Here is a 6087-nt window from a genome sequence, read left to right on the forward strand (position 1 = left end):
TCGTCCTGGTCCGAAGATTCCGCCGTTGTCGGTGACCGATGCCCAGCGTGCTGTGTTGGAGGGTTGGTTACGTCGTCGTTCGACGGCGCAGGCTTTGGCTCAGCGGTCGCGGATCGTGTTGGAGTGCGCGGAGGGGCACTCGGTGATGGAGGTGTCGCGGCGGCTGCGGGTCGCTCCGGACACGGTCCGCACCTGGCGGCGCCGCTTCATCGAGCACGGGCTGGACGGGCTGGGCGACGAGCCGCGGCCGGGTGTCCCGCGGAAGATCACCGACGCGGATGTCGAGCGGGTGATCGTGAAAACCCTGGAAGAGACACCGAAGAACGCGACGCACTGGTCAACCAGGTCGATGGCCGCGGCGACCGGGATGTCGCAGTCGACCGTCTCAAGGATCTGGCGGGCGTTCGCCCTGGCCCCGCACCGGTCCCAGACGTTCAAACTGTCGACGGATCCGCTGTTCATCGACAAGGTCCGTGATGTTGTCGCCCTCTACCTCGACCCGCCCGAGAAGGCGCTGGTGCTCTGCGTGGACGAGAAGTCGCAGATCCAGGCCCTGGACCGATCCCAGCCGGTCCTGCCGATGATGCCCGGCGTTCCCGAACGCCGAAGCCACGACTACATCCGCGCAGGCACCACCACCCTCTTCGCGGCCCTCGAGGTCGCGACCGGCAAGGTCATCGGATCACTCCACCGCCGCCACCGGGCCGCCGAGTTCAAGAAGTTCCTGACCAAGCTCGACAAGGAGGTTCCCGCAGACCTCCAGGTTCACCTGATCCTCGACAACTACGCGACCCACAAGACCCCCGACATCAAGAAGTGGCTGCTGACGCACCCGCGCTTTCACCTGCACTTCACACCCACGAGCGCGTCCTGGCTGAACCTGGTGGAGCGGTGGTTCGCCGAGCTCACCCAGAAGAAACTGAAGCGTGGGGTCCACCGCTCCGTCCAGGCCCTCGAGCGCGACATCCGTGCCTGGCTGACCGACTGGAACGACCAACCCCGACCCTTCGTCTGGACGAAGACAGCCGACGAGATCCTCGACAAAGTCGCCGCCTACTGCCACCGAATCTCTGACTCAGGTCACTAGCAGCCGGTAGGCCTGCGCCCGGGAGGCCGCGAACTCTGCCGAGCAGAACGACGCCCAGCCGTTGTAGCCGAGCGGCGACCAGACACGGGCGGCGTGCGCGTCACAGGCCCGGGCAGCGGGCATCGCCACGGAGCGCCGGACCTCCCCCTCGCCTCGCTCAACCCGACCGTCACCTCACGGACACGGACACGGACAGCAGGCAGCGGCGGGCAACGAGATGCATCCCGGCCATCGGCCCCCTCCCGCTCGGTCGGCCCGCGTGAGCGCACGGCCGACCAGCCCCACAACGGCCTTCACTTCTGGCAGCAGGCCCGGCCCGTCCTGCCGCCCGTCAGGGCAGTTGACCCGGTGTCCCGCGGTCGGCGTCGTCCGTGTATGCCGCGGTGACCGCCAGCGCGGCGGCCATAACGGACAGTTGCGGGTTGACCTCGGGGCAGCTCGGGAGCACGGACGCGTCGGCGACCAGTACGCCCCGCACCCCGCGCAGGCGCCCCCGGGCGTCGGCCGGTGCGGTCTGCGGGTCGCTTCCGGCCGCCACAGTGCCGGTGGGGTGGAAGGCCGAGAGGTGGAGATCACGGGCAGTCACCTCTGCGAGCAGTGCATCGAGTTCAGCGAAGGATCGGGCCCGTGGGGCCGACGGGACTCCCGTGAGCACCTCGACGGCTCCGGCCGCGAAGAGGAGCCGGCCCATGGCCCGTACCGCCGTCATGAGCCGGCCCGCGTCGCGGTGGTCCAGGTCGTAGCGGATCAGCGTGCGACCGCGGCCCAGGACGCGGCCCGAGGGGCGGTCCGCGATCATGGCGCCGAGGGTGGCCAGGTGACCGACGCCCTCCAATTCCGTGCGCAGCTCCCGGCCGACCCCAGGTAGGACGAAGCTGCCCATGCCCGGGGGTGTGGCGGTCGCTTCGATGAGGATGCCCCGGTCGTGCCACTGCTCCACTCCGGCGCTCTGCAGCACGCCCTCCCAGGCGGTCACCTCCTGGGCGAAGCGGCCGGCCACACTGGTGGCGGGGTGCACGCTCAGGTTCCGGCCGGTGCGGGGGTGTTCCCCCAGTCCCGAGCGGCGCAGCAGTTGCGGTGCCTGCAGGGCGCCCGCGGCGACGACGACGCACGGGCTGAGGATCTCGAACTCCGTGCCGTCCTCGCGCCGGACGAGGACGCCGGCGGCGCGGGGTATTCCGCCGCCGGGTGGGTCCGGCTCGGTAAGGATCCGCAGGACGCGGGCCCCGGTGACGATGCGGGCTCCGGCCGCGCACGCGTCGGGCAGCACCGACAGCTGGACGCTCTGCTTCGCCCCGGTGGGACAGCCGACCACGCATTGGCAGGAACCTTTGCAGCCCGGTGCGTTGCGCCGCAGCGGGGATGCGGTCCAGCCGAGCCGCTCGGCGCCCGCGAGGGCGAGGCGGCCGTTGCGGCCCAAGACGTCCATCGGCTGGGTGGCCACCCGCAGCGTTCGCTCGACGTCGTCGAGGTACGGGCCGAAGCCGTCGGCGAGGTGGAATCCGAACGCCGATCTCCAGCGGTCGAGGACGTGCCGGGGAGTGCGGTAGCAGGTGCCGGAGTTGACGACGGTGGTGCCGCCCACGGCCCGACCGACCGGCACGACCAGGGGTGGGCTGCCGATGGCCAGCGTCGCGCCGCCGTCGCGGTACAGCTCCCCGAAGCGGTCCAGCGGTGTCCGGCGGCCGAACGACACTGTGGAGTGGTGGCGGCCCTCTTCGAGGACGACCACGCCCATCCCGGCGCGGGCGAGGGTCCGTGCGGCCATGGCCCCGCCGGCCCCGGAGCCGATGACCACGGCGTCCGCCGTGGCCCGTGCGGGCCAGTGCGGGGCGGGGGTGCAGTCCAGTGGGGGGTCGTCCGGCGGCACGAATGGCGGGTTCCGCGTGCCGTGGTGGAGCATGCGTTCGGTCCCGGCCGCGAGCAGCACCGGCACCTTGAGCACGTCGAGCAGAGGTAGCAGGGCGGGCCGGGAGGCCAGTGCGGCCATCACCGACTCGCGTGCGTCGGCGTCGAGGGCGGCGAGTCGGCGGCCGGTACGTGCGAGGGCGTAGCCGTCGACCGCGGCGGCGGCCGTGCGGAGAGCGGCTCGGGCGGGGGCGGGCATGGCCGCCAGGACGGCTTCGAGCCGTCCCGGTACGCGGGCGGTCCAGGCCGTCGACCGGTCGTCGGCGAGGAGGGCGGCGACGAGTCCGGCGTATGGGCTGTGTGCGGTGGAGGCTTGTGCGATGAAGGCGGGATCGGTCGGTCGGGGCATCGCGCGCCTTTCGGTGACGGTCGGGAGGGGGCGGACCGGGATCTCCGGCGGGAACGCCGGGGTGCGGGCACGGCCCCGGCAGAGGGAGCGGTCCGGCCGTGCGGGCGTCAGTGCTCGCCGACCTCGGCGTGGGCCGTCCCCTGCAGGTGCCACGCGGCTTCCGGGCGCCAGTGACCCCACCAGCGCTCCAGGAGTACCACCGCGTCCGCCCGCTCGCTGTTGCGGCAGACGGCAGGCGTGCCGTCCGGGTCGGTGTAGTCCAGGGTGAGGGTGCGTTCGGCGGGTTGGGTGACCTCGACGCGGATGCGGCGCAGGCCCGCGCGGCCCGAAACGGTCCATACGGGCAGGGCCAGGCGGGCCCGGAAACGGCCCGCGCCCGCCCAGCCGACGGCGGAGCGCTCGGCGCGGCGGGGCCAGGTGCGGCCCGAGCGGCGCAGCCGCAGGAACACCAGCGGGGGCAGGCGCCGCAGTCCCGGGCGCGTGGAGACCGCGGCGACGACCTCCAGGACGTCCCCGCGGCCGAGGTCCGCGTGGAGCCAGGCCCAGCGCTCCGCGTTGCCGTGTCCGTAGATCCGCGCGGAGGCTCCCGGAGCGTCCCGCAGGACCAGTTTCCGGTCGCCGTACGTGACGTGCCCGTCGTACGCGGCGCGGGCCGCGGGCAGCATCTGGGCGGCGGGTAGCAGCGGGCGGCGCCAGGACCAGCGCGGGAAGGTGTAGAGGGGGGTGTCGTCGGCGCGTTCGGCTAGGTCCCAGGCGAGGGCGCCCGCCGATCCGGTGATCCTGCCGGAGCCCGCGACGACTTCGGCGGCTGTGTAGCCCCCGGCGGGGCGGTCCCACGGCTCCGGCCCGAAGCGGGCGTGTTCCACGGGGCCGTCCGGGGGGAACACCGCTGCCCAGCCGTGGGCGAAGGCCGGGGATCCGTCGGCGGGGGCGGTGAGTTCGTGGTGCACCCACACGCCGGTGCCGGTCGCGGGATCGGTGAGCGTGGTGTACCAGACCTCGGTCCGCCCCGGCTCGCCCTTCCAGCGGGGGGCCGCGTGCCGGGCGGCGTCGTCCTGTCGGGGGAAGCGAAAACTGCCCAGAAACGGCGCGAGTCCCCTCGTCAGGGGGAACCGCAGCACGCCCTCGCCGATCCGCTGCCCGTCGGCGCGCAACACGTACGGCAGGACCGTCATCGACGTCACGGGGTGCCGGAGTCCGACCGACTTCCATCCGTCGAGTTCCAGGCGGCGGCCGTCCAGGGTGAACGCGAGCCGGTAGCGGATCCGGCGACGGGCCAGGGGCGAGACCTCCATCTCCCCTTCCGCGGCGGGGTCGTCTGTGCGGCCGGCGATCCGGACGCGGCCGGTCAGCCGGGCCAGCGTGGTGCGCCGGGGATCGAGTAAGCGTCCGGCTTCGGCCCGCAGGTCAAGGCGGACGGCCCGGTCGTGCTCCTCGCCAGTGAGCCGGACGGAGCCGAGCATCGTTTCCGTGAAGACGGTGCCGCGGCCGCTCACCGGGTGCCGCCTAGCTGGTCGAGCATGATCTGTTCGGTCACGGCCAGGTAGGCGTCCGCTGCCGCGTGCGCCGCCCACTCGTCGTGGGCGGCCACCGCCTCCACGACGGGCCGCAGCCGCTCGTGGGCGGCGTCCGCATCGGCGAACGGCGCCACCAGGGCTCCGCGCAACGGCAGGTAGGCGTTGAAGAGGGTGTTAGTGAGGAGCACGTAGACGCGATTGCCGGTGGCCCGCGCGAGGCCGCGGTGCACCTCGACGTCGGCAAGCTGGGCGTCCCCACCACCCCTGGCTGCCCGTACCGCGCCCAGGAGCTCCTGCAGTTCCGCCACTTGGGCACTTGTCGCCTTCGCCGCGGCGCGCGAGGCGATCAGCGCGCCGATGCTGCGGCGCACTTCGAATACCTCCCTCATCCAGTCGGGGCAGTGCCGGACGAGGGCGGGCAGCAGGTCGGCCCCGCCGAGACGGACGTAGTCACGGACCCTGGTGCCGACTCCGTGCTTGGTCTCCAAAAACCCGGCCTGGACCAGCCGCTCGAAGGCATGCTTGAGGGTGGTACGGGTGACGCCGTACCCGTCCGAGAGCTCGCGCTCGGGCGGTAGGTAACTGCCCGCACCATGGATGCCGTTGAGGATGTCCTCGCGCAGCCTGTCCTCTAGTACGTCGACGATCGTCTCTCGCGGCAACGCTTCCACGCCCAGCCTCCCCAGCAGTGGTCCAGTGGCTCAGCCAATGAACCACTAGTCGGCAAGTGCGTCAAGGGGCGCGCAAGAGCGCGACCACGAGGCAGATGGTGCCCGAGCTGCCCTGTTCTGTCTCAGGGTTCAGAGATCTCGCTTCGTCCGGGGGAATTTCGCTGCGTAGGCCGCCGTCTGGGGGTGCGTTGGCTGTCCAGCCTCCGTTCATCGCCACTTCGATGGGAGGGCAAGGGTGACGTCTCCGTAGGGGTCTTGATGGTCAGGGTGCTCTCCCCACGGCCGATGGCGCGATCGATCCTCTTTTGATCTCTGTCCAGGTGAAGCCGAGGCGGCGGTACTTGTCCCGCTGCCTCGGCCGCATGTGCTGGATGTCGCCCTTGGAGACTGTGGTCATTCCTGGACGCCATGACCGCGCCGTGCCAATAGCGAGCTCGTGCATGGTTGGCGGCGCGACGCTGGATCGTGATCCCTCATCATGGCCGTGTGGTGGGGACGGGGGGCCTTGACCCCGGATTTTGAACACGTCTATGCGGCTTGGGTCAGGGTAGTTGT

5 protein-coding genes are annotated in these 6087 nt (G+C 71.8%); 1 reads left to right on the forward strand and 4 read right to left on the reverse strand.

Annotated features, from left to right (window positions below; translation table 11 throughout):
* Positions 1-16: 16 nt before the first annotated feature.
* A complete protein-coding gene (locus tag ACFWW8_RS37915) occupies positions 17-1087 on the forward strand; it encodes an IS630 family transposase (protein WP_386537347.1) in 1071 nt (356 codons plus the stop codon).
* Here the strand turns inward: ACFWW8_RS37915 and ACFWW8_RS37920 are convergent.
* The 4 genes from ACFWW8_RS37920 to ACFWW8_RS37935 all read right to left on the reverse strand — a co-directional run bounded on the left by ACFWW8_RS37920 (position 1076) and on the right by ACFWW8_RS37935 (position 5532).
* Positions 1076-1216: a hypothetical protein gene (locus ACFWW8_RS37920; RefSeq protein WP_386537337.1), complete on the reverse strand. Its 141-nt coding sequence runs from the start codon at positions 1214-1216 to the stop codon at positions 1076-1078. The genes ACFWW8_RS37915 and ACFWW8_RS37920 overlap by 12 nt on opposite strands.
* 202 nt (positions 1217-1418) lie before the next feature.
* Positions 1419-3344 (reverse strand): GMC family oxidoreductase N-terminal domain-containing protein, encoded by a 1926-nt coding sequence (locus tag ACFWW8_RS37925; RefSeq protein ID WP_386537340.1) that lies wholly within the window; start codon positions 3342-3344, stop codon positions 1419-1421.
* 107 nt (positions 3345-3451) lie between these two features.
* Positions 3452-4840, reverse strand: coding sequence for a hypothetical protein (locus tag ACFWW8_RS37930; protein ID WP_386537342.1), 1389 nt, complete (start codon positions 4838-4840; stop codon positions 3452-3454).
* On the reverse strand, positions 4837-5532 hold the full coding sequence (locus ACFWW8_RS37935; protein ID WP_386537344.1) for a FadR/GntR family transcriptional regulator: 696 nt from the start codon (positions 5530-5532) through the stop codon (positions 4837-4839). Before ACFWW8_RS37935 ends, ACFWW8_RS37930 begins: the two co-directional genes overlap by 4 nt.
* Positions 5533-6087 lie beyond the last annotated feature (555 nt).

The sequence above is a fragment of the Streptomyces sp. NPDC058701 genome (assembly GCF_042715295.1).
Classification (GTDB): Bacteria; Actinomycetota; Actinomycetes; order Streptomycetales; family Streptomycetaceae; genus Streptomyces.

Excerpts from the sequence above, each read along its gene's own strand:
- ACFWW8_RS37925 (WP_386537340.1), bottom strand. The coding sequence starts at position 3,344 with ATGCCCCGACCGACCGATCCCGCCTTCATCGCACAAGCCTCCACCGCA.